Genomic DNA, 23636 nt, shown 5'->3' with positions numbered 1-23636 from the left:
AGTGGATGACAGACATCCACTTCTCTTCGGGAGGGCATCCCATGACCACACTGCTGCCGCGGGCCTCGAGGGCCCTGCCGAGCGCACGCCGACTCCAGCGCCTCGTGCTGAACGGCCTGACCTATCCCCACGGCGTCGACGGCTACCGCGACGCCTATCGTCCGGCGGCCAGCGCCGGACGCATCCACGCAACGGTCGAGGCGATCGTCCCGCAGACCCCTCGGGCCCACACCCTCCTGCTGCGTCCCGAGACCCCGATCGCCTTCGCCCCCGGCCAGCACCTCCTGGTCACCTGCCAGGTCGACGGCGCGCGACAGACCCGCTGCTACTCGTTGTGCGACACGCCCCGCCGCGACGACGGTCGGCTGGAGATCACCGTCGCCCACATCCCCGACGGGCTGGTCTCCAGCCACCTCGCCGGTGGCGGTCGGGCGGGCGTTCGCGTCGGCGACGCGGTCGGCATCTCCGCCCCCCAGGGCAGCGACTTCGTGCTGCCCCTCCCCCGCCCCGAACGGCTGCTGCTGATCGGTGGTGGCAGCGGCATCACCCCGCTGCGATCCATGTGGCGCACCATGCGGGCCGAGGGCCTGGGCGACCGCGTGACCGTCCTGTACTACGCCCGGACGACGACGGACGCCCTGTTCCTCGACGAGCTCACCGATCTCCCCGACGCCCACGTCGTCCTCACTCGCGAGGACGGCCAGGACACTGGCGCCGACGGCGCCCCGACCGGACGCTTCGACCCCGCCCACCTGACCGCCATCGGGATCGACCCCACCACCACCGACGCGTTCGCCTGCGGACCGCCCGGCCTGGTCGACGCCGTCCGCGCCGCATGGGCCGATGCCCCCGACCGGCTGCGCACCGAGTCCTTCGCCCCACCGGTCGCGCCGGTCGGCGACGACATGCCCGAGGGCATGCTCACGTTCGCCCGGACCGGCCGGTCGGCCCACAACGACGGCGCGACGCTGCTCGAGCAGGCCGAGGCCTCGGGCCTGACACCCGAGTCGGGCTGTCGCATGGGCATCTGCCACTCCTGCACCACCACCAAGCACGCCGGGGCCGTCCGCGACATCCGCACCGGCGAGATCGACGAGCGCGAGGGCTGCGAGGTCCAGCTGTGCATCAGCCTGCCGGTCGGCAACGTCTCCCTCGACCTCTGACCCCTGCGCCTGATCCCCACCCCCCTTCACCCCGACGACAGAAACGGAGCACACCCATGTTCAACCTGTCCACCCTCCTCCCCCTCCGCACCGCCGGCCCGGTCGAGACGACATCCACGACCGCATCCGACACCGACGCCCGCCACTGGGGCGTCGACGCCGACGGCCGACCGCTGCTGACCGACGAGCAGGTCGAGGCGCTCGGCCGCGACCTCGACGTCATCCGCGAACGCGAGTTCGCCGACCTCGGCGAGATCGACTCGACCTACATCCGTCGCATCGTCGCGGTGCAGCGCAGCCTGGAGATCGGTGGGCGCGGCCTGCTGTTCCTCGGGTTCCTGCCGCCCGCCTGGTTCGCCGGCGTCGTCGCCCTCTCCCTGTCGAAGATCCTCGACAACATGGAGATCGGGCACAACGTCATGCACGGCCAGTACGACTGGATGAACGACCCCAACCTGCACTCCAGCAAGTTCGAGTGGGACACCGCCGCGCCCGCCGAGAACTGGAAGCACGGCCACAACTTCCTGCACCACACCTACACCAACATCATCGGCAAGGACCGCGACATCGGGTACGGCATCCTGCGGATGACCGAGCACGAGAAGTGGACACCGTCGGCGCTGCTCAACCCGCTGAAGGGCTTCCTCCTCGCGGTGCTGTTCCAGTGGGGCGTCGCCCTGCACGACATCGAGGTCGAGAAGATCCTCAGCGGCGACAAGTCCATCGACGAGGCCCAGGACGTCATCGTGGCCATCCGCCACAAGGCCCGGCGCCAGGCGTTCAAGGACTACGTCCTGTTCCCGCTCCTCGGGCTGCCCATCGCCCCGCTGGTCTTCGCCGGCAACGCTGCGGCCAACCTGATCCGCAACGTCTGGGCGTTCACCATCATCTTCTGTGGCCACTTCCCCGAGGGCGTGGCGCTGTTCACCGAGGAGGAGGTCGCCGACGAGACACGCGGTGGCTGGTACCTCCGCCAGATGCTCGGGTCGGCCAACCTGACCGGCGGCAAGCTGTTCCACATCATGTCCGGCAACCTGTCCCACCAGATCGAGCACCACCTGTTCCCCGACATGCCGGCCCGCCGCTACCAGCGGATCGCCGGAGAGGTCCAGGAGATCTGCGAACGCTACGGCCTGCCCTACAACAGCGGTCCGCTGCGCACGCAGTTCGGCAGCGTCGTCGCCAAGATCTGCCGGCTGGCGCTGCCCAACGGCACCGTCCGCAAGGGCCGTCCCGACCCCCGCGTCAGCGCGACCGGCCGTCCGGCGGTCACGCGGCCGGAGGCAACGCCCGCCGCGACCACCCGCGAACCCGTCGGCGCCCGCTAGGCCGACACACCGAGGGCCGTCGCCGGTTTCATCCGGCGGCGGCCCGGATGGTTGACTGCACCCATGGCCACGATCACCCGCACCGCCCGCATCGCCGCTCCCCGTGACGTCGTCTGGGACACCCTGACCGCCTCGGCCGACTGGGCGGACTGGACCGACCTCAGCAGCTCGGTTCGTGAACGCGACGGCGAGGGACACCCCGACGGGGTCGGCGCCGTCCGCCAGATCTGGGCCGGGGGCGTCGCGAAGGTCCGCGAGGAGGTCGTGACCTTCGACGCCGACGCCGGCATCTACGAGTACGTGCTGCTGTCGGGGTTGCCGATCAAGGACTACCGGGGTCGGGCCGAGCTCGTCGCCGACGGCGACCACACCGTCGTGACGTGGACCTCCCAGGGAAAGCCGCCGCTGCCGATCCCCGGCGCGGACCGGGTCAACGGGGTCGCCATGGGCCTGGTCATCGGCCGCCTGCTGAGCGGCCTCGAGGCCGAGGCCGAGCGGCGCGCCAGCCGCCAGCCCGCTCGATAGCGTCGCGGGCGGCGCCGCACCAAGCCGGCCCCCCGCCGATCAACGACGGGCGCGCACCGCGGCGACCAGCTCGGCGTACCAGCGGGCGCTGTCCTTGGGCGTCCGGACCTGTGTGTCGTAGTCGACGTGCACGATGCCGAACCGCTTCTCGTAGCCACGGGCCCACTCGAAGTTGTCCATGAACGACCAGGCGAGGTAGCCCTCGACCGGCACCCCGTCGTCGATGGCGTCGGCCAGCGCCGAGAGGTGGTCGCTGAGGTAGCCGATGCGGTCGGCGTCCTCGACCCGTCCAGCGGTCACCGGCGGATCATCGAAGGCCGCGCCGTTCTCGGTGATGACCAGCGGCAGCGGTCCCCACTCACGGTGGACCCTGCGGAGCAGGTCGGCGAAGGCCGCCGGGTCCATCGGCCAGCCCATCGCGGTGAGGGGCGGCTCGGGCACGACGCTGCGGGCCGGGGCGCAGCAGGCATCGGGCAGGGGCTGCGTGCCCTCCGATGACGACGACACCGTCTCGGAGTAGTAGTAGTTGATGCCCAGCCAGTCGGGGCGTTGCCCGGACAGGTCGCCGTCGCGCAGGTCAGGGGTCCCCCCGGCGGCTTCCCACGCGGCCACGGCGTCGTTGGGAACCGTCCCGTTGACGATCCCGTCGAGCCACCAGCGGTTGCGGACCGCGTCGAGGGCACGGGCGGCGTCGGCATCACCCTCGCTGTCGCCTCGGGGATGGATCGTGGTGACGTTCAGCGCAGCGCCGACCTCGGCCCCGGAGGCAGCGGCACGGATGGCCGCGTCCGCCAGGTGGTGGGCGCGCAGCAGGGTGTAGGCGGCCGCCATCGCCTCGGCGGCATCGGTGTGTCCGGGGGCGTGGGCCCCGGCGTGGTAGCCGAGGTGGGAGGTGCACCACGGTTCGTTGAGCGTCGCCCACCGGGTGACCCGGTCCCCCAGCCGCTCGGCGACGATGTTGGCGTAGTCGGCGAACCGGCCCGCGGTGTCCCGTTCGGGCCAGCCCCCCTCGTCCTGCAGGGCCTGTGGCAGGTCCCAGTGGTACAGCGTCGGCACTGGCTCGATGCCCGCGGCCAGCAGGCCGTCGACCAGGCGGTCGTAGAAGGCCAGTCCTCGTTCCTCGGTCCGACCCCGGCCCTCGGGCTGGATCCGTGGCCACGCGATGGAGAAGCGATAGGACTCCATGCCGAGCTCGTGCATCAACGCGACGTCGTCGGCCCAGCGGTGGTAGTGGTCGCAGGCCACCGCACCGCTCGACCCATCGTCGATCGTCCCCGGCCGGTCGCAGAAGGTGTCCCAGATGGACGGTCCGCGACCGTCCTCGCGGACCGCACCCTCGATCTGGTAGCTCGACGTGGCCGTGCCGAGCCGAAGGCTGGCGGGCAGCCGCTGGGCGAGCTCGATGGGCGGGACGATGGTGGGGTGATCGGTCATGCGGTTCGTGCGTCCTCCAGGATCGTGTCACAGACGGCGCCGGTGCCACCGAGGGCAACGACACGGGAAGGGTCGAGTCGGGCGATCTCCTCGGCCACGACGGCGGGCAGCTGGCCACACTGCGGTACGAGGAGGATGGGGCCGTCGGTCAGCACGCCGCCGGCGACGGCGTCGACAGTGTTGTCGGCTCGGGCAAGGTAGACGGTGTCGGCGCCCTCGGGGAACTGTGCGCGCGAGATGGCCACAGCCGTCTCGATCCGGCTGGCGCCCGACAGCCTGCTGCTCTGCCGACCGGAGGGGGACCCCGGCCCGCGGGCGGCCCCGGAATCCGGGTCCACCAGCAGCCCGGCGGTGTCGACGGCGACGAAGCGGTCACCCGGGATGTCCCGCAGGGCACGAAGCGCGTCGTTGTCCCAGCGGTCGTCGGGCACGCCGCTGATGAACCACGCCGACCCGTTGTCGGCCAGGATCGCCCCGTGGGTCTGCAACGCGACGACGATGGGCCGCGCCTGCGCGGGGAAGTCGGTCGGATCGATGGTCGGATCGAGGCGGAACCACGCACCCATCGGGGGCAGGGTCGGGTCGTCGGCCGCGCCGGCCTGGTGCCGGGCTGGCCAGATCCAGCTGCGGTCCGTCCGGGGGGCGGTCATGCGGATGGCATGGTCGACCACGCCTGCCTGCACCTCCTCGAAGCGGACCAACCCGGGAAGGATCGGCAGGCCGGCCGCGTCGGCGGACGTCCAGCCGTCCGGTCGCAGGGCGTTGGACGCGAGGTCGAAGATCGCGCCCGAGCCCGCCGTCCACGCCGTGCCGTCGGTGGGTCGGGCGTCGTAGAGCTCGTGGAGGGTGCACGCATCGGTGTCGACGAGCAGGACGTGGCGGTCCCCGTCGGCGTCGGGCCCGCCCTCGATCAGGGCGTCCTCGGGGATCGGGTAGGGGCCGGGGTCACTCTCGTCGGCGAAGTCGAAGGTGACCGCCACGTCCGGGACGCGGTCGTCGACGAGGGTGACAGGGATGCCGATCGGTCCGCCCTCGAAGGACCCCGACCCGAAGTCGGGGTGGACCGTGGCATCGACACCGATCGCGGCCACCCAGTCATCGGAAGAGGGGTGGACCGGGAGATCCGCCACCGACGCGTACCAGTGGGAGTCCGCGGGGAACAGCGCACATCCGCCCACGCTCCCGGCTGCCGCTCGATCGGAGGCACGTCCGAGGTCGACGGCTGGCGGCCCGCCACACGCGGCAAGGGCGACCAGCAGCATCAAGGAGGCGGCCCGGCGCATGACTGCACACTACTGCCCGCAGCCCCTCGCTCGCTGCGCGGTCGGTCGTGGGGTCAGCGAGTGACCCGGGACGGACGACCCGGCCGCCAGGCGAGGCGAACGAAGCGCAGCGGACCGTCACCGCCCGCCGGGGCCCGACGGACGTCGTCGGCCGGGACGTCGAGCAGGTCGGCGACCTCCGGATCGATCCCCGCGGGCTCCGACACGGTGATGGTGGTGGCGAGGACGAGGTCGTAGCCGCGAACGTCCGCGGGGTACCACCGTGCGTCCAACCACAGGTCAGCACAGGCCGTGGCAGCGGCCCGGATGGTGTCGTCGGTCATGGCCCCTCGCGGGGCACCGAAGATCACCTCCGGACCCATCGCCGTGATCGCGGCTCCGGGCAGGGACACCGCAAGCCACGGCCGGCCGACCAGCGTGTGGGTCGGATAGGAGGCGGTGCGGACACGCGCCACGACCAGGTCGACCTCGTCGTCGAGATACCGACCGTGCTCGACGTATCGCCCCATCGAGGCTGTCGACTGCTCCACCTTCATGGGCCTTCTTCCCCCACCCGACACTCGACCGTGCCCGATACCCCACGAGCACCCTGCGCAAAACGCACTACTGAACGTGCGTTTCAAGCTACCACTAGTAGTGGTCAGAGGTCCATGCCCGATGTGGATCAGTCGAGCTGGTGCTCCACCACGCCGCGCCGCATCGTCATGCGGACCCGACCGGTCAGCGTGTCGCCGGCGAACGGGCTGTTGAGGGACTTGCTGGCCATCGTCGCCGGCTCGACCCTCCAGGTCTCGGTGGGGTCCAGCACGCAGAGGTTCGCGGGGTTGCCTGCGGCGACGGGCAACCCGTGGCCGCCGCTGAGGCCGGCGATGCGCGCCGGGGCGGCCGACATGGCCGTCACCATCCGTGCGGGGCACATCAGTCCACGCGCCACCAGGTGGGTCCACACCACCGACACCGCCGTCTCGACGCCGAGCATGCCGGGAGGTGCCGTCGAGAGGTCGCGGGCCTTGGCGGCCGGTGGGTGCGGGGCGTGGTCGGTGGCCACGGCGTCCACGACGCCGTCGACGAGGCCGTGGCGCAGGGCGGCGACGTCCAGCGGCGTCCGCAGCGGCGGGTTCATCTTGCCGTTGGTGCCAAGGCGTTCGACGTCGGCGTCGGTGAGGACCAGGTGCTGCGGCGTGACCTCGCACGTCACTCGGGTCCCCTCGCGCTTGGCCCGGCGCACGTGTTCCAGGGCGAGGGACGTGGACAGGTGCAGCACGTGGTAGCGGCCGCCGGTCAGCCTGGCCAGCGCCACGTCGCGCGCCACGATGACCTCCTCGGCCTCACGCGGCCGGCCGCCCACGCCGAGCGCCGCCGACACCTCCCCTTCGTTGATCGCCCCGCCGGCGACGAGGGTCGGGTCCTCGCAGTGCTGGCTGACGACCATGCCCGGCAGGGTCAGCGTTTCCTCGAGGGCCCGCCGCATCAGCCCGGAGTCGGCCAGGACGTCACCGTCGTCGGTGAACACCCGGACGCCCTCGGCGTGGAGGGCGGCGAAGTCGACGAGCCGCTCGCCCTGCCGACCGACCGACAGGCACGCGGAGGTGTGGACGTCCACCGGTGCCCCTGCCGCTGCCGACCGCACATCGCGCACCACGTCGACACGGTCGATCGCCGGGGTCGTGTTGGGCATCATCACGACCGCGGTCATGCCCCCGCGGGCCGCACCCGCGGCACCGGAGGTGATGTCCTCCGCCTCGGTCCCGCCGGGCTCCCGGAAATGGACCTGGATGTCGACGAGACCCGGCATGACCAGGCAGCCGCTGACGTCGATGGCGCGCGCGCCGGCAACCTCGGCGCCGGACTCGACGACGTCGACGATCCGATCCCCGTCGACAACGACGTCGGCACGACGCTGCCCATCGACGTTGACCACGGTTCCGCCACGGAGGATCTGTGCGCTCATGATCGGATCGTACGGGGGCCGGAGGAAATATCGGTCACTGACCGTCACGCTCCCGAACGCCGATCGTTGTCCTGCTCGAGACGCCGCACCAACGGCCACGCAGACCACACGCAGATCAACACCACGCAGATCACCACGCAGCTCACGACCGGAGTCCGACGATGAAGAACCCGCACGCCCTGGCCAACACCCTGACCGCGTACGCCCTGATCGCCGAGAACAGCCACATCGACGACGCCGTCGACCAGCTCGTGGAACGCATCGGTTGGGACGCGGCGTTCCTGACCCTGGCGTCGATGGAGGAGCCCAAGGCGGCCATGGGCCTGTACTCGCTGGTCTGCGGCCTCTTCATCGCCGACGCCCAGTAACGGTCTGCCCCCGGCAAAGACTGGACCAAGTCGAGGATCCTCGGGACGATGCGTCCCACCATCGGTGTTGGCCACCCTCACACCCGCCACCACCAGGAGGATCCACGAGATGATCGGCCAGCACGACACGTTCGAACCGGGCCTCGTCCGGCCCGCCCCGGACGTGGTCGCAAGCGCCCTCGAGATGGACGTCCACGACGACGAGGTCGGCGACCTGCTGATCGCCCTCGTCGGCTTCGACGCCACCATCACCACCCTGGCCGCCAGCCCGCATCCCCGCGCCGGCGCCGTCATGCCGAGCGTCCTCTCCTGGTTACTGCTGGACTGACCCCCAGCCAACGGACGCGATGATGCACCGAAGGCCCGCCGTGGGGCGGGCCTTCGGTGTGTTCGGATGTCGACGAGCGGTGGTCCGGGGGCGCTCAGCGAACGGGCCGCTTGGCGCGCGCACGCCGAAGGGCGTGCTCGACGAGCGTGACGAGGGTCTGCTGGACGGAGTCGCGCAGGCGGGCGTCGGTGCGGACGACGGGGATGTCGGGCGGCAGGTCCAGCGCCGACCGGACGTCCTCGAGCTCGTGCCGCATGATCCCCTCGAAGGCGTTGACGGCCACGATGAAGGGCAGGCCCCGGTCCTCGAAGTAGTCGATCGGACCGAAGCTGTCGTCGAGCCGGCGGGTGTCGACCAGCACGATCGCGCCGATGGCGCCCTTGCACAGGTCGTTCCACATGAACCAGAACCGGTCCTGTCCGGGCGTGCCGAACAGGTACAGCAGCAGGTCCTCCGACAGGGTGATGCGGCCGAAGTCCATCGCGACGGTCGTCGACCGCTTCTGGGAGACCTTGGAGAGGTCGTCGACCCCGGTGGACGCGACCGTCATGGCCGCCTCGGTCCGGAGCGGGTCGATCTCCGACACCGACCCGACGAACGTGGTCTTGCCGACCGCGAAGCCGCCCGCCACCACGATCTTGGTGGGGGTCAGCACCGCACGGATGCCAGCGGGGCGTGCGCTCCTAGAGCGTGCGGAGACCATGAAGCACCTTCTCCAGCAGCTTTGGGTCCTGGGCGCCGCCCGTCTCGGCGTCCGGTGGCGGATGGATGATCACGAGCCCCTCCTCGGCAAGGTCCCCCACGAGGACACGCGCGACGCCGAGCGGCACGTCGAGGTGGGCGGCCACCTCAGCGACGCTGATGGTTCGCTGGGTGAGGTCGAGGATCTCGGCCTTCTCGAACCTGATGTCGTCGCGTGCGTCGTATCCGCGCCAGCTCATCTCGACCAGCGCCTCGATCGCGAGGCTGGCGTCCGGTGGCTCGGTACGGCCGCCCGTCAGGGCGTAGGGCCGGGTCAGCCGGGTGTACGGCCGCTCCGGCGGGTCGGTCTCCGGTGCGCTCACGACGGAAGCGCCGCCTGCAGCTCGACGCGGAGCGCCGGGGTCAGGACATCGCCGACACGGCTGACGAGCAGGGCCATCTCGTACCCGATGAGGCCGAGGTCGGCGTCGGTGGTGGTGAGGACCGACAGGATGGAACCGTCGGAGATGGTCTGCACGAACAGGAAGCCTGCTTCCATCTCGACGATGGCCTGCTTCACCGCGCCTGCGGCCAGGCATCGCGCCGCGCCCTGGGTCAGGCTGGACAGCCCCGAGGCGATCGCGCTCAGCTGATCCGCCGCATCACGGTCGAGGTTGTCGGACAGGGCGAGGGGCAACCCGTCGGCGCTGAGGACGAGGGTGTTGGCCACGCCCGGGACCTTGGAGGTGAAGTTGGCCACCAACCAGTTCAGGTTGCGGGCGTCGTCGGAGAGATGGTTCACGTTCACGAGTCATCGCCGCTTTCCGCACCGTCGCCATCGGCAGGCGGGGCGTCGTCAGTCGTTACCTGTTCCTCGGCAGCGCGCCGTCCGGCCTGAAGCCTCGATTGGTACGACGAGAGCAGGTTGCGGGACTGCTCCCGGCTGACCGGCGCAGCCGCGGCCGCGGCCGGACGGGCGTCGTCGTCGTCCTTCTTCAGCGCCGCCGGCAGCGATGCGCCGCGACGGCGCTGCGGCAGGGGCGTCCCGATCTCGGAGGTGGGCCGGTCGCCATCGCCCTCGGTCGGGCTCACCGAGGCGGGTTCCTCCGGCGCCTCGGCGGCCACGTCCGGGACCTCGCTGGCGGCGGTGGGCGTGGGAGCGGGGTCGCCGGGTCGTGGCCGGGTCGGCAACGAGCCGGCCGACGCGGGGGACTGGGCTGCAGGGCTGCCGCCTGTCGGTCTGTCAGCTGCTGGTGTGTCGGCTGGAGCGGTGTTGGCCGGAGCGGTGTCGGCTGGAGCGGTGTCGGCTGGAGCGGTGTCGGCAGCCGGCGTCTGCACCGAGGGCTGGTCCGCCTCCGGCGGGGACGCGGGGTCGGCGACCGGGGGGGTCGAGGACGCTGCGGTCGGGTCGGCGTCCTCCGACGCGTTGCCACCCCGCGACGTGAACAGGCCGCGGCCCGGTTCGTCGGGGGTCTGTCCGACGGTGGAGCGTCGAGGCAGCGGCGGGGCCTGGGGGGAGCTGGCGCCGATCGACGGCCGCGACGACTGGTCCTCCTCGGCGGTGGCCTGACGTGGGGGCACCGCCGGTCCACGGCCACCCTGCGGTCCCGGGATCCCGACCCCCTCGACGGGCTTGCGGCGGGCAACCGGGGCGGGGGTCACGGGGTCCCCCATGCCGGGCAGGTCCTGCAGGAGGCGGGCAGCCGCCTCGGCCTGGGACCCGGACCCGCCGGCCTCCGGCTGCTCGGCGCGGGCGGCGGGGGCCTCCGCGTCGGCGTCGGGCCCGGCCGGCCGTGAGGGGTTGGGCGTGGGGCTCGGTGCCGGCGAGGTCTGCGCTGCCGCCGGGGCGGTGGTCTCGGCCTGCCCGGGCGCCGTCCGGGGCGCAGGTGCGGTGTGGGGACCAGGTGCGGTGTGGGGACCAGGTGCGGTGTGGGGACCAGGTGCGGGCTGAGGCGTTCGGGACGCCGGCGCAGCAGGTCCCGGTGACGGCGCCGCGGGCTGGGTGCCCTGCGGCGTGGCAGCCGGTGCGGTCGGCGTGCGACGGCTGGCGCTCAGCAACGCATCGAGGTCGTCACGGGCCGGCACCATGTCCTCGTCGGAGGGTGCCGCCGCGGCCTCGGGCGGAGGGGTCGCGGGGACGGACTCGCCGCGGTTCTTCCGGCCGAACATCCCGCGGCGCTTCTTCGGTGCCTCCGACGACGAGGTGTCCCGACCGCCGAGGTGGCCGCTGTAGGACCACGAGCCCCCACCGGACGGCACGGGCGCTGCAGGTTCCTGGGGTGCACGGGAGGGGGATGCGGGCGCGGTTCCTGCGGCGGGTGCCGTCGACGGTGCAGGGCCGCTCGAGCTGCCACGTCCGCCACGGGCCCGGGCGGTCGGCGCCGCGGCGGGGGCAGGGGCGCTGGGCGGGCGGACGACAGCCTGTGCCCATGCCGGCGCCCCGGCCACAGGGGTGGGGGCCGGCTCCGACGTCTGAACCGGTGCGCCGCTCGGCACGGGAACGGGTGGGGCCGGCTCGGTCGTGGGCAGGGCGGGTTCGTCGCGGGGACGGTCGGGCTGGGGCTCGTACTCCTCCTCCAGCACCGTCGGCGTGGGCATGTCCGCGGCCGGTGGGGCCTGATCGAGCACGGTGGACGCGGGCTCGCTCAGCAGGTCGCCGGGCACCTTCACGGTGGCCATGATCCCGGGCCCGTCGGTGTTGTGCGACAGCTGGACAGGTATGCCGTGGCGTCCGGCCAACCGCGAGACGACGTCCAGGCCCAGCCGTTGGCTGTCGCTGGGGCTGATCGTCTGCGGGTTGGCGAGCAGGTGGTTGTACTGCTCGAGCTTGGCCTCGTCGATGCCGATCCCGCGGTCGAGGATGCGCAGGAGGTACGACCCGTCTGCGGTCGTGCCGCCGATGACCCTGACGCGGGCTTCCGGGGGGCTGTAGCTCGCCGCGTTCTCGATCAGCTCGCTGAGGAGGTGCACCAGCGGGGCCACGATCCGGCCCTCGACGGTTCGGTCGTCGGCCAGCTCGAGGTCGACCCGGGTGTAGTCCTCGATCTCCCCGACCGCGCCACGGGCGACCTCCGACAGCGGCGGGCGCCCGGCGACACGACGGTTGGGTTCACCGCCGGCGAGGACCAGCAACGACGCGGCCTCGCGGTTCATCCGGGTGGCCAAGTGGTCGAGGCTGAACAGGTCCTGCAGCGTCGAGGGGTCCTTCTCGTCCTGCTCGAGCTTCTCGATGAGGTCGAGCTGCCGTTCGAGCAGCGTCTGGCTGCGTCGAGCCACCGTCGCGTAGACCTTGGAGACCTCGCGTTGACGACGGGCCTCGGCCTTCTGTGCGGTCGCCTCGGAGGCACGCTCGGCGGACACGTCCTCCGCCTCACGGGTGCCCCGCCACGAGAACACCGGCACTGCGGCCGCCCCGAGCACGGCACAGACGTGCACGAAGCTCCATGCGAACGGCGCGTTCACCGCGGCCTCGTGGTTGTAGATCAGGGTGGGGTCGACGTTGCCGACGACCAGCTGCAGGACCAGCTGTGCGACGACCGCGATGCCGAGCGCCAGCCAGTCGCGGTACAGGCCCACGAGGCCGATGACGATGAGGGCGTGGAAGTGCGCTTCGATCGCCCCGCCGGACCAGAAGACCAGCAGCCACGAACACCAGACGAAGCCGATGCTGATGAGGGCCGCCCGGAAGCGCTCGGATCCCACGGTGCTGGCAGCCAGGACAAGCAGTGCGGGAACCGCGACCAGGGGCGCCCAGACAGCCGTGTCGACCTCGCGGAAGTAGGCGAACATCGCCAACAACGGGACGTGGACGAGCAGCAGGGTCCGGAGCAGGCGGTGCCAGGTCGTGAACGCCAAGCCGAGCCCGCTGGACGTGGCGTCCGCGGACGAGTCGACGACACCATCACTCCTCGTGTCGTCGGCGTTGCGCAGCTCTGACGTGTACTCCATCGTTCCTCCTGGCCCCCTGCCACCGGGAGGTCTCACCCGGTCCAGCGGAACCTAGCCTCCTCCGAGGATGCCACCGATGGTGCCGGAACCGCTGTTGCCAGTCACGGCATCCAGCACGTCTCCGACGGTGGACCCCGCATCATCCACCAAGTCACCGGCCCCGTCGAGGACCTCCCCCACGTCGGGCACGACGTCGTCGATGGGATCCGGCAGGACGGCGTCCACGGTGTCGTCGACGGCGTCCACGGCGCCACCGAGCGTCTCGTCGACGGCGTCGACCGTGTCCTCGACGGTGTCCAGGACCCCGTCGACCGCATCGAGCGCCCCGTCGACGGTGTCGGGGACCACGCCCGTCGGAGCCTGGCTCGGCACCTCGATCGGCAGGTCCGGCACGTCCGGAAGTGGCAGCACGTCCCCTGGGTCCGGCAGCGGGACGGGCAGGTCCGGCAGGTCGGGAAGCCCCGGATCCGGCAGGTCACCGGTCGGGTCCTCGATGACGGGTTCCGACGGTGGGGTCGTCGTCTCCGGTCCGGCGGTGGGCGGGGGCGTGGGCGTGAACACGTCGTCGGCCGGGACGGTCGGCGGTGTCGTCGTCACGTCGACCGGGGCCGGCCCCTCTGGCATCTCCACCCCGTCGGGAAGGGCGTCGGCGATCGCGTCCCTGGCCCCTTCCAGCACCTCGCGCAGCGCATCGGCGGCCTCGAGGGCGGCGCCGTCGAGCAGCGGGGTGATCGAGGCGAGGCGTTCCTCCTCCTCCACCACCACATCGGCGAGGTCCAGCAGGTCGCCGGTCTCCCCGTGTTCGGTGATCAGCTCCTGCCCCTCACGGGTGCGGTCGCCCGCGCCGCGGAGCGCGACGGCCGCACCGTCGTCGTCACCGGCGGTGGCGGCCTGCGTCGCTTCGTCCATCCGGTCCAGCGCATAGGACATGGCCCTGCGGCCACGGCTGACCCGGTCGAAGGTGGCGGACAGGCGCACGTCCTCGATGACGAGCTTGGTGCCGTACAGCGCGTCGCCCGGCTGGGCCTGCTCGGCAGCGCCGGCAACCCCGCCGCCGGCCAGCGCCATCGAGGCAAGGCCCGTCGCGCCCGCAAGGCCCGTGGAGTAGCGGAACCGCTGGACACCCTCGCGCAGCCGCGTGAGGAACGGGGCCTCACGGCTCTGGTTGCGGGCGGCCTCGACGACCTGGGCTCGCAGCTCGGCACGGAACTCCGGCCGCATGGGCGGCACCTCGGGTGCGGCATCGCGCAGCAGGGTGGCGAGCGCGCCCAGCTCCTCGCGTTCGGCCTGCTCACCGACGGTGCCGGCGGACACGTCCTGCCCGTCCAGCAGGCGTGCGAGGCGATCGATCTCGTCGCGGCGACTCACGGCTTCTCCCCCATCACAGCAGTGCCTCCACGTCGACGTGCTTGGCGAGCGCCTTCAGGGCGCGGTACTGCAGTGCGCGGATGGCACCCTCGTTCTTGTCCATCACCTTGGCGGTGGTCTCCACGTCGTAGCCCTGCAGGAAGCGGTGGTACAGCACCTCGGCCTGCTCGCTCTTGAGCTTGGCAAGGGCCTCGTGGACCTGTCGGCGCATCTCCTGCACCTCGAGGTTGCGTTCGGGGCGGGCGTCGTAGGTCGGCTGGCTGTCCACGGAGTCGTAGACCTCGGCAACGGCGTTCTCCATGCGGAAGCGGGCCGACTTGAAGTGGTCGTGGCAGCGGTTGCGGGCGATCGTGATCAGCCAGGCCCCGAAGTCCTTGCCCTGCCAGGAGAAGCTGTCGATGCGCTTGAGTGCCCGCATGAAGACGTCGGAGGTCAGGTCCTCCGCGGTCTGTCGGTCGCCCACGCGATGGTGGCAGTAGGCGTAGACCTTGTCGACGTAGGTGTCGTAGAGCACCGAGAAGGAGTAGGCGTTGCCCTGCTGGGCGGCGCGAACGTGCTCGACAACCTCCGGGTCGATGACGTCGCCGTCTGCGTGCGGTGGTCCGACGCCGCCACGGGTGCCGGCGACGGACGCGGCAGCCAGGTGGACCGGCAGCCCGAACCGCGAGGAACCCACCGCGGCCATCCGGAGCACGGGCGTGCTGAACAGGGCGGCCAGGAGGCCGACCAACCAGGTCGTGTACGTGTCGGTGTCGCGATGGCCCCGAACGGAGGAGCCAGCAGACTGCATGCCTCCAGTGTCGGCACGCCAGCCGGGCCTCGACATGGCTCGAAATGACTATTTTTGGCTGTCGCCCGGCCGCTCGGCGGTCACCAGGGACGGTGTCCTGACGCGGGTTGTGCCCGTCCCTCGGCCAGCCACGAGCGCAACGCCCCGACGCGTTCGCGCTGCGCCACCGACAGGGGCACGACACGGCCGGCCGCGGCGACGAGGTCCGACGTGGCCAGCTCGCGGCCGGCGTCGAACGCGCTGAGCAGGGCGTCGTGGACGACCTGGGCCAGCTCGGCGCCGACGAACCCCTCGGTCCGATCCGCCACCGCGGTCAGGTCGAACCCGGCCATGTCCCGCCCGCTGCGACGGATGTGGACGCCGAGGATCTCCTCGCGTTCCTGTCTGCTGGGCAGGTCGAGGAAGAAGATCTCGTCGAACCGACCGCGGCGCAGCAGCTCGGGCGGCAGGGCGCTGACGTCGTTGGCGGTCGCCACGACGAAGCACGGCGAGGTCTTCTCCGCCATCCAGGTCAGCAGCGTGCCCATGACCCGGGTGGAGGTGCCCGTGTCGTTGCCGCCGTGGGCCAGCCCCTTCTCCATCTCGTCGATCCAGACCACGCAGGGGGCGATGGCCTCGGCCAGCTGCAGGGCATGTCGGGCCCGGCGTTCGGACTCGCCCATGTAGGAGGAGTAGATGGCACCGACGTCCAGCCGCAGCAGCGGGACCCCCCAGAGGGCCCCGATCGCCTTGGCGGTCAATGACTTCCCCGTGCCGGGCAGGCCGATCAGCGCGACCCCCTTCGGCGGTGGCAGGCCGAAGTCCCGCGCCGCGGCGCTGAAGGTGCGCTCCCGGAGGCGCAGCCATTCCTTGAGGGTGTCCAGCCCCCCGACGTCCTCCGGGCGGACCGTTGGTTCGATGTACTCCAGCGCCCCGGAGGACGCGATGACGGCCTTCTTCTCCTCCAGCACCAGCTCGATGTCGCGGAGGTCCAGCACTCCGTCGTTGACCACGGCCTTGGTGAAGACGCGACGTGCCTGTTCCAGCGTCAGCCCGAGGGCGGAGTCCACGAGGTGTTCCAGGCCCGCGGCATCCAGCCGGGACTCCGCCCAGCGGGTGCGGCACACCTCGCTCAGGACCTCCTGCAGCTCCGTACGGCTCGGCGGCGGCAGGGTCAGGGAGACGGCGGTGTCCCGCAGCGCCTCGGGCACGGTCGCGCCGGCCCCCACGACCAGCACCGACGGGCCGGCGGCCCCACCGCGCTGGGCGTAGTTGCGCACGGCGCGGAGGACCCGGTGGTCCTCCCACTCGTGGTGGAAGTCCTTGAGGACGACGAGGGTGTCGCTGCTCATCTGCCGCAGGCGGGACAGCACGTCGATCGCGTCGGTCGCCGGGGCCATCGGGCGGCCCTCGGTGACGGAGGTGAAGCCCGTCATGACGTCCCAGGTCAGGCAGCGCACGTGGAGGGTGCGGCACACCTCGGCGGCCCGGGCGACGACACGCTGCTCCTCCATGGTGTCCACGACGATCAGCGGGAAGTCCGCGCGCAGCTGTATCGCGAGGTGGTCGGCGAAGGCCAGCGCGGTCCGAGCGTCGTCCATGACGTGCCGCCCTCAGCCCTGGGAGGACGGGCCGGCGAGCAGGGCGGCGATGCGTGGCCGGAGAGTGCGGAACGCCTTGCCACGATGGCTGATCGCGTGCTTGTCCGCCGGCGCCATCTCCGCCGACGTCAGGTCGTGTCCCCGGGGCTGGAAGATCGGGTCGTAGCCGAAGCCGTTGGTCCCCCGCGGCGGCCGCACGATGGTGCCCTCCATGATCCCCTCGACGACCTCCACCGTCCCGTCGGGCAGCGCCAGGGCGGCGGCGCAGACGAACCGGGCGGTGGGCGCCTCCTCCCCTGCGGTTCGTTCGAGCACGAGCTGCAGGTTGGCGTCGTCGTCGCGTTGTGGCCCGGCGTAGCGAGCGGAGTACACCCCCGGAGCGCCATCGAGGACGTCGACCGCCAGCCCGCTGTCGTCGGCCACACAGGGCAGCCCGACCGCAGCTGCGCAGGCGGTGGCCTTGAGCACGGCGTTGGCGGCGAACGTCTCGCCGGTCTCCTCCACATCGGGCAGGTCGACGGCCCCGGCGTCGAGGAGCTCGACGTCGAGCCCGGTCAGGATGTCGCGGAGCTCCGCGACCTTGCCGACGTTGGTGGTGGCGAGGACCAGGCGTGCGGTCACGCGGCGGCGACCGCGTCGCGCTGGGCGGCGAACAGCTGCTCGCAGCCCGCGGCGGCCAGGTCCAGCATGTCGGTCAGCTCCTGGCGGCTGAACGGCACCCCCTCGGCGGTGCCCTGCACCTCGATGAGCCGACCGTCGCCGGACATCACGACGTTCATGTCGGTCTCGGCGCCGGCGTCCTCGTCGTAGCACAGGTCCAGGCGCGGCTCGCCGTCGACGATGCCGACGCTGACCGCCGCGATCTGGGTCAGCTCCGGGAGGGTGCGGATGATCTCCCGTTCCGCCGCTGTGCGCAGTCCGACCGCCAGGGCCACCCAGGCCCCGCTGATCGACGCGGTTCGTGTCCCGCCGTCGGCCTGGAGGACGTCGCAGTCCAGCGTGATCGACACCCCACCGAGGTGGTCGAGGTCGACGGCTGCGCGGAGGGACCGACCGATGAGCCGCTGGATCTCCACGGTGCGCCCCTTCTGCTTGCCACGAGCGGCCTCGCGATCGGTTCGCTCGCGGGTGGCGCGCGGCAACATCGAGTACTCGCCGGTGATCCAGCCCGAGCCGGACTCCCGCAGCCATCGCGGCACGTCGTCGCTGATGCTCGCCGAGCACAGCACACGGGTCTCCCCCATCGTGATGTCGGCGGATCCCTCCGCATAGGACTGCAGGCCGGTGGTGATGGTGAGGGGGCGCAGCTGGTCGGTGGCGCGGCCGTCGGGACGTGCGGGCTGGTCGGTCAAAGGTCGATCTCCATGAGGTCGACGGCGACGATTACCTCGCCGTCGTAGTGGGTGGCGGCCTCGTCGGCGACCGCCTGTGGGTCGTTGTAGGGCGAGACGTGGGTGATGAGCAAACGGCGAGCCCCCGCGGAGGCGGCCGCGCGGCCGGCCTCGGCCCCGGTGCAGTGCACGTCGGCGGGCAGCGGACGCTGGGACTCCAGCCAGGTGGCGTCGCAGATCAGCAGGTCCGCGTCGGCCGCCAACCCGTCGATCTCGGGGGTCGGCGCGGTGTCGCCGGTGAACGCCACGACCGTGTCGCCGATCGTGATGCGGCTGCCGAGGGTCTCCATGGGATGGTTCATCGCGAACAGCTCGATGGCCATCTCGTTGACGTGCACCCGGTCGCCGGCCCTCGCCGTGTGGAAGTGCAGCAGGTCGGCCATCTTCTCCACCGATTCCTCGGGCAGGGTGTTGCTGACCACCGGGTACATGTCGGCGGGGCCGAAGACCGGGATGGCCGGCAGGTCCGAGGGGTGGAACCGCAGCGCGTAGTTCAGCCCGAACACGTCCATGTAGTGGTCGGGGTGCATGTGGCTGATGACCAACCCGTCGAGGTCGGCGACGTCGCGGACCTTCAGGAGGTTGTGCAGCGCCCCCGACCCGACATCGAGCAGGAGGTCGGTGCCCTCGTGGGTGACGAGGTAGGAGGAACACACCCGTTCGGCGGAGGAGTGTGTGCCGGCGCTGCCGATGACGGTGACGGTGACCGTCACGGGTGGCGGGCCCGGCGGCGCGGCGGGATGGTGGAGCGGCTCATGGCCGGGGAGTCTAGGAGATGCGGTCGACAGCCGTCCGGGCTGCGCTCGGGTCCTCAGGCCGGCTCAACATCGGCGTCCCTGATCCTCGGTCCGAGGAAGCGTTCGGCGAGCCGGGCGAAGTCGGTGGGGTCGCCGGTGGCGGCGAACCGATGCTGCGGGGTCTGGGTGTGGGCCAGGAGGTCGGCATCGACGAGGTGGGCGAAGACGGCCCGGGCGCAGGTCTCCGCGGAGGAGACGAGCGTCACGTCGGGTCCCATCACGTAGCTGATCACGCCCGTCAGCAGCGGATAGTGGGTGCATCCGAGGATCAACGTGTCGACCTGGGCGGCCTTCATCGGCGCCAGGTACTCCTCGGCGACCTCCAGCACCTCCGGGTCGGTCGTGCGTCCCTGCTCGACGAGGGTCACGAAGCGCGGGCACGCGGCGCTCGTCAGCTTGGTGTCCACCGAGCCCAGCCGTTCGACCGCCCGGTCGTAGGCGCCGGAGGAGATCGTGACCTGGGTGCCGATGACGCCGATGCGTCGGCTGCGGGTGACGCGGATCGCGGTCTCCACGGCGGGTTCGATCACCCCGAGGACCGGCAGGTCGAACGTCAGCGGGTCGAGCTCCAGCGCCGCGGCCGTTGCGGTGTTGCATGCCGCGATGACGAACTTGACGTCCTGCTCGGCCAACCACCCGACGTCGTCGGCGGTGAAGGCCCGGACCTCCTCCACCGTGCGTGGTCCGTAGGGGCCGCGAGCGGTGTCGCCGAGGTAGATGACCCGCTCGTCGGGGAGCAGGTCCATGAGCGCCCGGGCCACGGTCAGCCCGCCGACGCCGGAGTCGAACACCCCGATGGGGCGAGGATCAGCCATCGCCGCCGAATGGTAGCCAGCCCTCCGACGGCGACCGGCGACGTCGCACGGCCGGTCGGGCGGGCGCGGCTTGGGTCACATCGCGGTGAGCACGCCGAGCACCGCCAGCACCAGGACCGCGGCTGCACCGGCGGAGACCGTGCGAAGGCCGGGGCGGCGTGTCCGGGCAGCGGCCAGCCCGGCGACGACGAGCAGGACGATGGCCATCGCCACGAGCGGACCGACGATCGGCTCGAGTCCCGAGCTGTCGAGGGCGACGACGAGCAGGCCGAGCGGCACGACCGCCGCCGTGGCGGTCGCCGTCATCAGCCCGACCCGGGGATCGGTCCGGCCCACCATTGCCGTCACGACCAGGTACAGCCCGAGGCCACCGAGCGCCAGGATCACGAGCAGCACCCCGGTTCCGGACAGCAGCCCCGCCACGTCGGGGTCGCACGTCGCGCAGGAGAACGCCTGCAGCAGCAGGCCGGCCGTCACCGCGGTTCCTGCCCACCCCGCCCCGAGCAGCAGCGCCAGGCCGGCGAGGGTGCGCCAGGTACGCGACGCCATGCCCATGGACGGTCGGGGCGCGGGTGGTGGACTGGTGGGCGGTGGACTGGTGGACGGTCGGGTCATGGGCGAACGGCCTCCTCACCCAGACCGTTTCCGGTTCGCGAGCAGGCAAACACCGCTCGATCAAGCACGCATTGCGCTCAGTCCCGGCGTCGTGCCCAGGCCTCGGCCCACTCCTCCAGCGGCGCCATGCGCGCCAGCAGGTCCAGCCCCTCGGGGGTCAACCGATAGCCGCCGTTGACGGTCACGATGTCCGCCGCGCGGAGCTCGTCCAGACGTTGCTGGAGCACCCCTGCGGACACGCCTCCGCACGCCGCTCGCAGCGCTCGGGACGTCATGGACCCGCCGTCCCGCAGCTCCCAGAGGATCCGCAGGCTCCACCGTCGGCAGAAGAGGTCGAGCAGATCCGCGACCGGCTGCGGAGTCGGCGCACGACGCGCCGCCTCACCAGAACGCCCCTCAGCCTCCACCCCCTCAGTGTGCGCGTTCCAGCCGTTGCGGACCAGCCCCCTTTTGCGGAACGGACGTTTCGACGGCCCGATGGCGACACTTGATATGCGCCACCATTTGATGGAGCATTGGATGATGGTACGAATTGCCGACCTTCGAGGAGCCACGCCGTGCGCACGACCCTGACCGCCACCGATGGGGTCCGGCTGGCCGTCGACTGCCACTCCACCGAGGGACCGACCGTCGTCCTCGTGCACGGCTTTCCCGACACCTCCCGGGTGTGGGACGAGGTCATCGACGCCATGACGCCCTGGGCACGGGTGATCACCTATGACGTCCGTGGCGCCGGTGACTCGGGACGGCCCCGCAGCCGCGACGGGTACCGGTTCGCGCAGCTCGCCGCGGACCTCGTCACGGTCCTCGACCACGTCCAGCCCGACGAGCCGGTGCATGTGGTCGGGCACGACTGGGGTGCCATCCAGGCCTTCGAAGCGGTCTGCCTGCCAGCGCACGCGACACGGATCGCCTCGTTCACGTGCGTCTCCGGAGCGTCGTTCGACCATGCGGGGAGGGCGCTGCGCCAGACGTTCAGCGGGTCCCCGCGGTTGGGGCGCACCCTTCGCCAGCTGCGGAAGTCCTGGTACATCGGGGCGTTCCAGCTGCCCGTCCTGCCCGAACGGGCCTTCCATGGCGGCACGGGGGCACGGATCCTCGAGGCGCTGGAGCACGTCGAGCCGCGTGCCGGCCATCCTGCCGACACCCTCGCCGAGGACGGCGCCAACGGGGTCGAGCTGTACCGCGCCAACCTGCACCGCGTCATGCGCCCACAGCGCAGCACGGTGCACGTGCCCACGCAGGTGGTCATCGGCACGCAGGACCCGTTCGTGTCCCTGGGGTTGTTCGACGAGCTGGCGGAGCTTGCGCCCGAGGCGTTCCTGCAGCGAATCCACGGCGGGCACTGGCTGCCCCGCACCCATCCGACCGCGATCGCCGAGGCGGTGCAGGACCTGGTCCGCCATGTGGAGGACGGGGTGACCAGCCCACGACTGGAACGCCGCCGTCTGCGCCCCGGTACGCCGGTTCGACAACCCCTCGGCGGACGCGTGGCCGTCGTCACCGGTGCGGCCAACGGCATCGGCCGCGCCACCGCGCTGGCCCTGGCCGGTGAGGGCGCGCAGGTGGCGCTCGTCGACCTCGACGGCGACGGACTGACCAGCGCCGCAGCGGAGGTGGCTGCGCTCGGCGTGGATGCCTCGACCCACGTGGTCGACGTGGCCGACGGCGACGCGATGGCCCTGCTGGTCAAGGACGTCGTCGCCGAGCTGGGCGTGCCGACGGTGGTGGTCAACAACGCCGGCATCGGCATGACCGGACCGTTCCTCGACACCACCGCGGCTGACTGGGACCGCGTCCTCGGGGTGAACCTGTGGGGGGTGATCCACGGCAGCCGACTCTTCGCCGCCGAGATGGTCGCCGCCGGCCTTCCCGGCCACATCGTCAACCTCTCCTCGGGGCTGGCCTACGCACCGGCGCGCGACATGTCCGCCTACGTGGCCACCAAGGCCGCGGTCCTCCGCCTGTCGGAGGTCCTGCGCACCGAGCTCGGCGACCACGGCATCGGCGTCAGCGCCATCTGTCCGGGCGTGGTCGACACCGGCATCACCGACCGCACCGCGTTCGTGGGCGTCGACGACGAGGAGGCCGACCGCAAGCGGATCACGGCGTCGGCCCTCTACCGCCGTCGGGCGTACGCCCCCGACCGGGTGGCCGCCGCCATCGTCGACGCCATCCACCACGACCGCGCGATCGTGCCGGTCAGCCCCGAGGCCCGCGTCGGCTGGGCACTGTCCCGCTTGTCCCCCGCCCTGACCCGACGGCTGTCCGCCGTCGACGCCCTGGGCCTGTCCACCTCGCGCACCAAGGACGCCCGATGACCGCACTGCCCCGCCCCACCGAGGACAGCCCTCCCCCGCCGACGGCGCGCGCCGACGCGCACGTTCCCACCCCTCGCCGTGCCCGCTTCGACTGGGCTGACGTCCCGCTGCACTGGATCCCCGGTGACGCCCACTCCACCCATGTCATCAACAGCCTCCACCTGTTCCTCCCCGCAGGGGAACGCTGGTTCGTCAAGGTCATGAAGCAGGCCCTGCCGCTGGTCACCGACGACCTGCTGCGCCAGCAGGTCCGGGCGTTCATGAGCCAGGAGGGCATCCACGCCACCGCCCACGGGACCGCGTCGGCCCACCTGCGTGCCCATGGGATCGACCACTCCGGCTACGACCGCCGGCTGGAGATCGTGTTCGACAACCTGCTGGGCGATCATCCGCTGCCCGGCCGCCGGCTGCAGCGGGCCTGGCTCGACGTGCGCTTGGCGATCATCGCCGCGATCGAGCACTACACCGCCGTCCTCGGTGACTGGATCCTGAGGGCCGACGCGCTGGACGAGGCCGGCTCCGACCCGGTGATGCTGGACCTGCTGCGCTGGCACGGTGCGGAGGAGGTCGAGCACCGCTCCGTCGCCTTCGACCTCTACCAGCACCTCAACGGCAGCTGGCCGCTGCGCGCGGCGGTCGCCCAGGTCGTGTTCCCGACGCTGCTCGCCCTGATGCTGGACGGCACCCGGGTGCTGATGGGGCAGGACCCCGACGCACCCCGGTTCAGGCCGATGAAGGGCTACGTCGCCGGCATGGACAAGGGCCGCCTGCCCAAGCTGCTGTGGCTGGCGCTGCAGGGGCCGCGCTACACCCGGCCGGGCTACCACCCCTCGAGCGAGGGCGACATGCAGCGAGCCCTGGACTACATCGCGCGGTCCCCCTCCCACATCACGGCCCTGGGCTGACGCGCCTTCTGGTGTGCGACGCCACGAACGACGACGGGCGCGGCC

General features: G+C 71.8%; 24 protein-coding genes. 7 read left to right on the top strand and 17 right to left on the bottom strand.

Translation table 11 applies throughout. From position 1 onward, the window contains the following. Nucleotides 1-41 precede the first annotated feature (41 nt). The 3 genes from DVS28_RS06875 (at nt 42) to DVS28_RS06865 (ending at nt 3016) form a co-directional block, all read left to right on the top strand. Nucleotides 42-1163, top strand: coding sequence for a flavin reductase family protein (locus DVS28_RS06875; RefSeq protein ID WP_164710040.1), 1122 nt, complete (start codon nt 42-44; stop codon nt 1161-1163). Nucleotides 1164-1219: 56 nt separating this feature from the next. Beyond that, the gene (locus DVS28_RS06870) at nt 1220-2491 is read left to right on the top strand and encodes a fatty acid desaturase family protein (RefSeq protein ID WP_114590803.1); all 1272 of its coding nucleotides are present in this window, start codon (nt 1220-1222) and stop codon (nt 2489-2491) included. 63 nt (nt 2492-2554) lie between these two features. Then, nucleotides 2555-3016: an SRPBCC family protein gene (locus tag DVS28_RS06865; RefSeq protein WP_114590802.1), complete on the top strand. Its 462-nt coding sequence runs from the start codon at nt 2555-2557 to the stop codon at nt 3014-3016. Between the two features lie 39 nt (nt 3017-3055). On the opposite strand, the gene DVS28_RS06860 is transcribed toward DVS28_RS06865, so the two are convergent. The 4 genes from DVS28_RS06860 to DVS28_RS06845 all read right to left on the bottom strand — a co-directional run bounded on the left by DVS28_RS06860 (nt 3056) and on the right by DVS28_RS06845 (nt 7684). Continuing rightward, entirely contained in the window at nt 3056-4450 is a 1395-nt protein-coding gene (locus tag DVS28_RS06860) for a GH1 family beta-glucosidase (protein ID WP_114590801.1), read from the bottom strand. Continuing rightward, nucleotides 4447-5733 carry a cell wall-binding repeat-containing protein gene (locus tag DVS28_RS06855; protein ID WP_164710038.1) on the bottom strand — a complete coding sequence of 429 codons (1287 nt, stop codon included), beginning with the start codon at nt 5731-5733 and terminating at the stop codon, nt 4447-4449. The genes DVS28_RS06860 and DVS28_RS06855 overlap by 4 nt, the downstream gene beginning before the upstream one ends. Nucleotides 5734-5786: 53 nt before the next feature. Next, nucleotides 5787-6263: a hypothetical protein gene (locus DVS28_RS06850; protein WP_216826450.1), complete on the bottom strand. Its 477-nt coding sequence runs from the start codon at nt 6261-6263 to the stop codon at nt 5787-5789. A 134-nt stretch (nt 6264-6397) separates the two neighbouring features. Further along, nucleotides 6398-7684, bottom strand: a complete 1287-nt coding sequence (locus DVS28_RS06845; protein WP_114590799.1) for a dihydroorotase — start codon at nt 7682-7684, stop codon at nt 6398-6400. 161 nt (nt 7685-7845) lie between these two features. Between DVS28_RS06845 and DVS28_RS06840 the strand changes: the two genes are divergently transcribed. After that, complete coding sequence (locus DVS28_RS06840; protein ID WP_108664449.1) at nt 7846-8052, top strand: hypothetical protein; 207 nt, start codon at nt 7846-7848, stop codon at nt 8050-8052. 109 nt (nt 8053-8161) lie between these two features. After that, a complete protein-coding gene (locus DVS28_RS06835) occupies nt 8162-8380 on the top strand; it encodes a hypothetical protein (RefSeq protein WP_164710036.1) in 219 nt (72 codons plus the stop codon). A gap of 94 nt (nt 8381-8474) precedes the next feature. Here the strand turns inward: DVS28_RS06835 and DVS28_RS06830 are convergent, their stop codons facing one another. The 13 genes from DVS28_RS06830 to DVS28_RS06770 form a co-directional block, all read right to left on the bottom strand. Beyond that, the gene (locus DVS28_RS06830) at nt 8475-9032 is read right to left on the bottom strand and encodes a GTP-binding protein (RefSeq protein WP_342795437.1); all 558 of its coding nucleotides are present in this window, start codon (nt 9030-9032) and stop codon (nt 8475-8477) included. Nucleotides 9033-9063: 31 nt separating this feature from the next. Beyond that, nucleotides 9064-9444 (bottom strand): DUF742 domain-containing protein, encoded by a 381-nt coding sequence (locus tag DVS28_RS06825; RefSeq protein ID WP_114590796.1) that lies wholly within the window; start codon nt 9442-9444, stop codon nt 9064-9066. Next, the gene (locus DVS28_RS06820) at nt 9441-9863 is read right to left on the bottom strand and encodes a roadblock/LC7 domain-containing protein (protein WP_108664605.1); all 423 of its coding nucleotides are present in this window, start codon (nt 9861-9863) and stop codon (nt 9441-9443) included. Before DVS28_RS06820 ends, DVS28_RS06825 begins: the two co-directional genes overlap by 4 nt. 2 nt (nt 9864-9865) lie before the next feature. Then, nucleotides 9866-13009: an ATP-binding protein gene (locus DVS28_RS06815; RefSeq protein WP_114590795.1), complete on the bottom strand. Its 3144-nt coding sequence runs from the start codon at nt 13007-13009 to the stop codon at nt 9866-9868. A gap of 51 nt (nt 13010-13060) precedes the next feature. After that, the gene (locus DVS28_RS06810) at nt 13061-14377 is read right to left on the bottom strand and encodes a DUF5667 domain-containing protein (RefSeq protein ID WP_114590794.1); all 1317 of its coding nucleotides are present in this window, start codon (nt 14375-14377) and stop codon (nt 13061-13063) included. 13 nt (nt 14378-14390) lie between these two features. Beyond that, a complete protein-coding gene (locus tag DVS28_RS06805) occupies nt 14391-15167 on the bottom strand; it encodes a sigma-70 family RNA polymerase sigma factor (RefSeq protein ID WP_164710034.1) in 777 nt (258 codons plus the stop codon). 80 nt (nt 15168-15247) lie between these two features. Continuing rightward, nucleotides 15248-16747: an AAA family ATPase gene (locus DVS28_RS06800; RefSeq protein WP_114590792.1), complete on the bottom strand. Its 1500-nt coding sequence runs from the start codon at nt 16745-16747 to the stop codon at nt 15248-15250. A gap of 12 nt (nt 16748-16759) precedes the next feature. After that, nucleotides 16760-17368, bottom strand: a complete 609-nt coding sequence (gene rdgB / locus DVS28_RS06795) for an RdgB/HAM1 family non-canonical purine NTP pyrophosphatase (RefSeq protein WP_114590791.1) — start codon at nt 17366-17368, stop codon at nt 16760-16762. Continuing rightward, nucleotides 17365-18099 (bottom strand): ribonuclease PH, encoded by a 735-nt coding sequence (gene rph / locus DVS28_RS06790; RefSeq protein ID WP_114590790.1) that lies wholly within the window; start codon nt 18097-18099, stop codon nt 17365-17367. The genes rdgB and rph overlap by 4 nt, the downstream gene beginning before the upstream one ends. Next, complete coding sequence (locus DVS28_RS06785) at nt 18096-18851, bottom strand: MBL fold metallo-hydrolase (protein ID WP_164710032.1); 756 nt, start codon at nt 18849-18851, stop codon at nt 18096-18098. The genes rph and DVS28_RS06785 overlap by 4 nt, the downstream gene beginning before the upstream one ends. A gap of 98 nt (nt 18852-18949) precedes the next feature. After that, nucleotides 18950-19750, bottom strand: coding sequence for a glutamate racemase (gene murI / locus DVS28_RS06780; RefSeq protein WP_114590788.1), 801 nt, complete (start codon nt 19748-19750; stop codon nt 18950-18952). A gap of 75 nt (nt 19751-19825) precedes the next feature. Beyond that, nucleotides 19826-20365, bottom strand: coding sequence for a hypothetical protein (locus DVS28_RS06775; protein WP_164710030.1), 540 nt, complete (start codon nt 20363-20365; stop codon nt 19826-19828). A 77-nt stretch (nt 20366-20442) separates the two neighbouring features. Beyond that, nucleotides 20443-20772 carry a winged helix-turn-helix transcriptional regulator gene (locus DVS28_RS06770; RefSeq protein WP_114590786.1) on the bottom strand — a complete coding sequence of 110 codons (330 nt, stop codon included), beginning with the start codon at nt 20770-20772 and terminating at the stop codon, nt 20443-20445. A 150-nt stretch (nt 20773-20922) separates the two neighbouring features. Here DVS28_RS06770 and DVS28_RS06765 point away from each other — a divergent pair, with 150 nt between their 5' ends. Both DVS28_RS06765 and DVS28_RS06760 read left to right on the top strand, forming a co-directional pair. Next, nucleotides 20923-22686, top strand: coding sequence for an SDR family oxidoreductase (locus DVS28_RS06765; protein WP_114590785.1), 1764 nt, complete (start codon nt 20923-20925; stop codon nt 22684-22686). Further along, nucleotides 22683-23591 (top strand): metal-dependent hydrolase, encoded by a 909-nt coding sequence (locus DVS28_RS06760; protein ID WP_114590784.1) that lies wholly within the window; start codon nt 22683-22685, stop codon nt 23589-23591. The genes DVS28_RS06765 and DVS28_RS06760 overlap by 4 nt, the downstream gene beginning before the upstream one ends. The last annotated feature ends 45 nt before the right edge of the window (nt 23592-23636 follow it).

The organism is Euzebya pacifica (genome assembly GCF_003344865.1).
In the GTDB taxonomy this organism is placed as follows: domain Bacteria; phylum Actinomycetota; class Nitriliruptoria; order Euzebyales; family Euzebyaceae; genus Euzebya; species Euzebya pacifica.
Note: the sequence above shows the minus strand (reverse complement) of the source record. Positions and strands in the feature narration are given on the sequence as shown.

Excerpts from the sequence above, each read along its gene's own strand:
- DVS28_RS06875 (WP_164710040.1), top strand. The coding sequence starts at position 42 with ATGACCACACTGCTGCCGCGGGCCTCGAGGGCCCTGCCGAGCGCACGC.
- DVS28_RS06870 (WP_114590803.1), top strand. The coding sequence starts at position 1,220 with ATGTTCAACCTGTCCACCCTCCTCCCCCTCCGCACCGCCGGCCCGGTC.
- DVS28_RS06865 (WP_114590802.1), top strand. The coding sequence starts at position 2,555 with ATGGCCACGATCACCCGCACCGCCCGCATCGCCGCTCCCCGTGACGTC.
- DVS28_RS06860 (WP_114590801.1), bottom strand. The coding sequence starts at position 4,450 with ATGACCGATCACCCCACCATCGTCCCGCCCATCGAGCTCGCCCAGCGG.
- DVS28_RS06855 (WP_164710038.1), bottom strand. The coding sequence starts at position 5,733 with ATGCGCCGGGCCGCCTCCTTGATGCTGCTGGTCGCCCTTGCCGCGTGT.
- DVS28_RS06845 (WP_114590799.1), bottom strand. The coding sequence starts at position 7,684 with ATGAGCGCACAGATCCTCCGTGGCGGAACCGTGGTCAACGTCGATGGG.
- DVS28_RS06840 (WP_108664449.1), top strand. The coding sequence starts at position 7,846 with ATGAAGAACCCGCACGCCCTGGCCAACACCCTGACCGCGTACGCCCTG.
- DVS28_RS06835 (WP_164710036.1), top strand. The coding sequence starts at position 8,162 with ATGATCGGCCAGCACGACACGTTCGAACCGGGCCTCGTCCGGCCCGCC.
- DVS28_RS06815 (WP_114590795.1), bottom strand. The coding sequence starts at position 13,009 with ATGGAGTACACGTCAGAGCTGCGCAACGCCGACGACACGAGGAGTGAT.
- DVS28_RS06805 (WP_164710034.1), bottom strand. The coding sequence starts at position 15,167 with ATGCAGTCTGCTGGCTCCTCCGTTCGGGGCCATCGCGACACCGACACG.
- DVS28_RS06800 (WP_114590792.1), bottom strand. The coding sequence starts at position 16,747 with ATGGACGACGCTCGGACCGCGCTGGCCTTCGCCGACCACCTCGCGATA.
- murI (WP_114590788.1), bottom strand. The coding sequence starts at position 19,750 with ATGGCTGATCCTCGCCCCATCGGGGTGTTCGACTCCGGCGTCGGCGGG.
- DVS28_RS06775 (WP_164710030.1), bottom strand. The coding sequence starts at position 20,365 with ATGACCCGACCGTCCACCAGTCCACCGCCCACCAGTCCACCACCCGCG.
- DVS28_RS06760 (WP_114590784.1), top strand. The coding sequence starts at position 22,683 with ATGACCGCACTGCCCCGCCCCACCGAGGACAGCCCTCCCCCGCCGACG.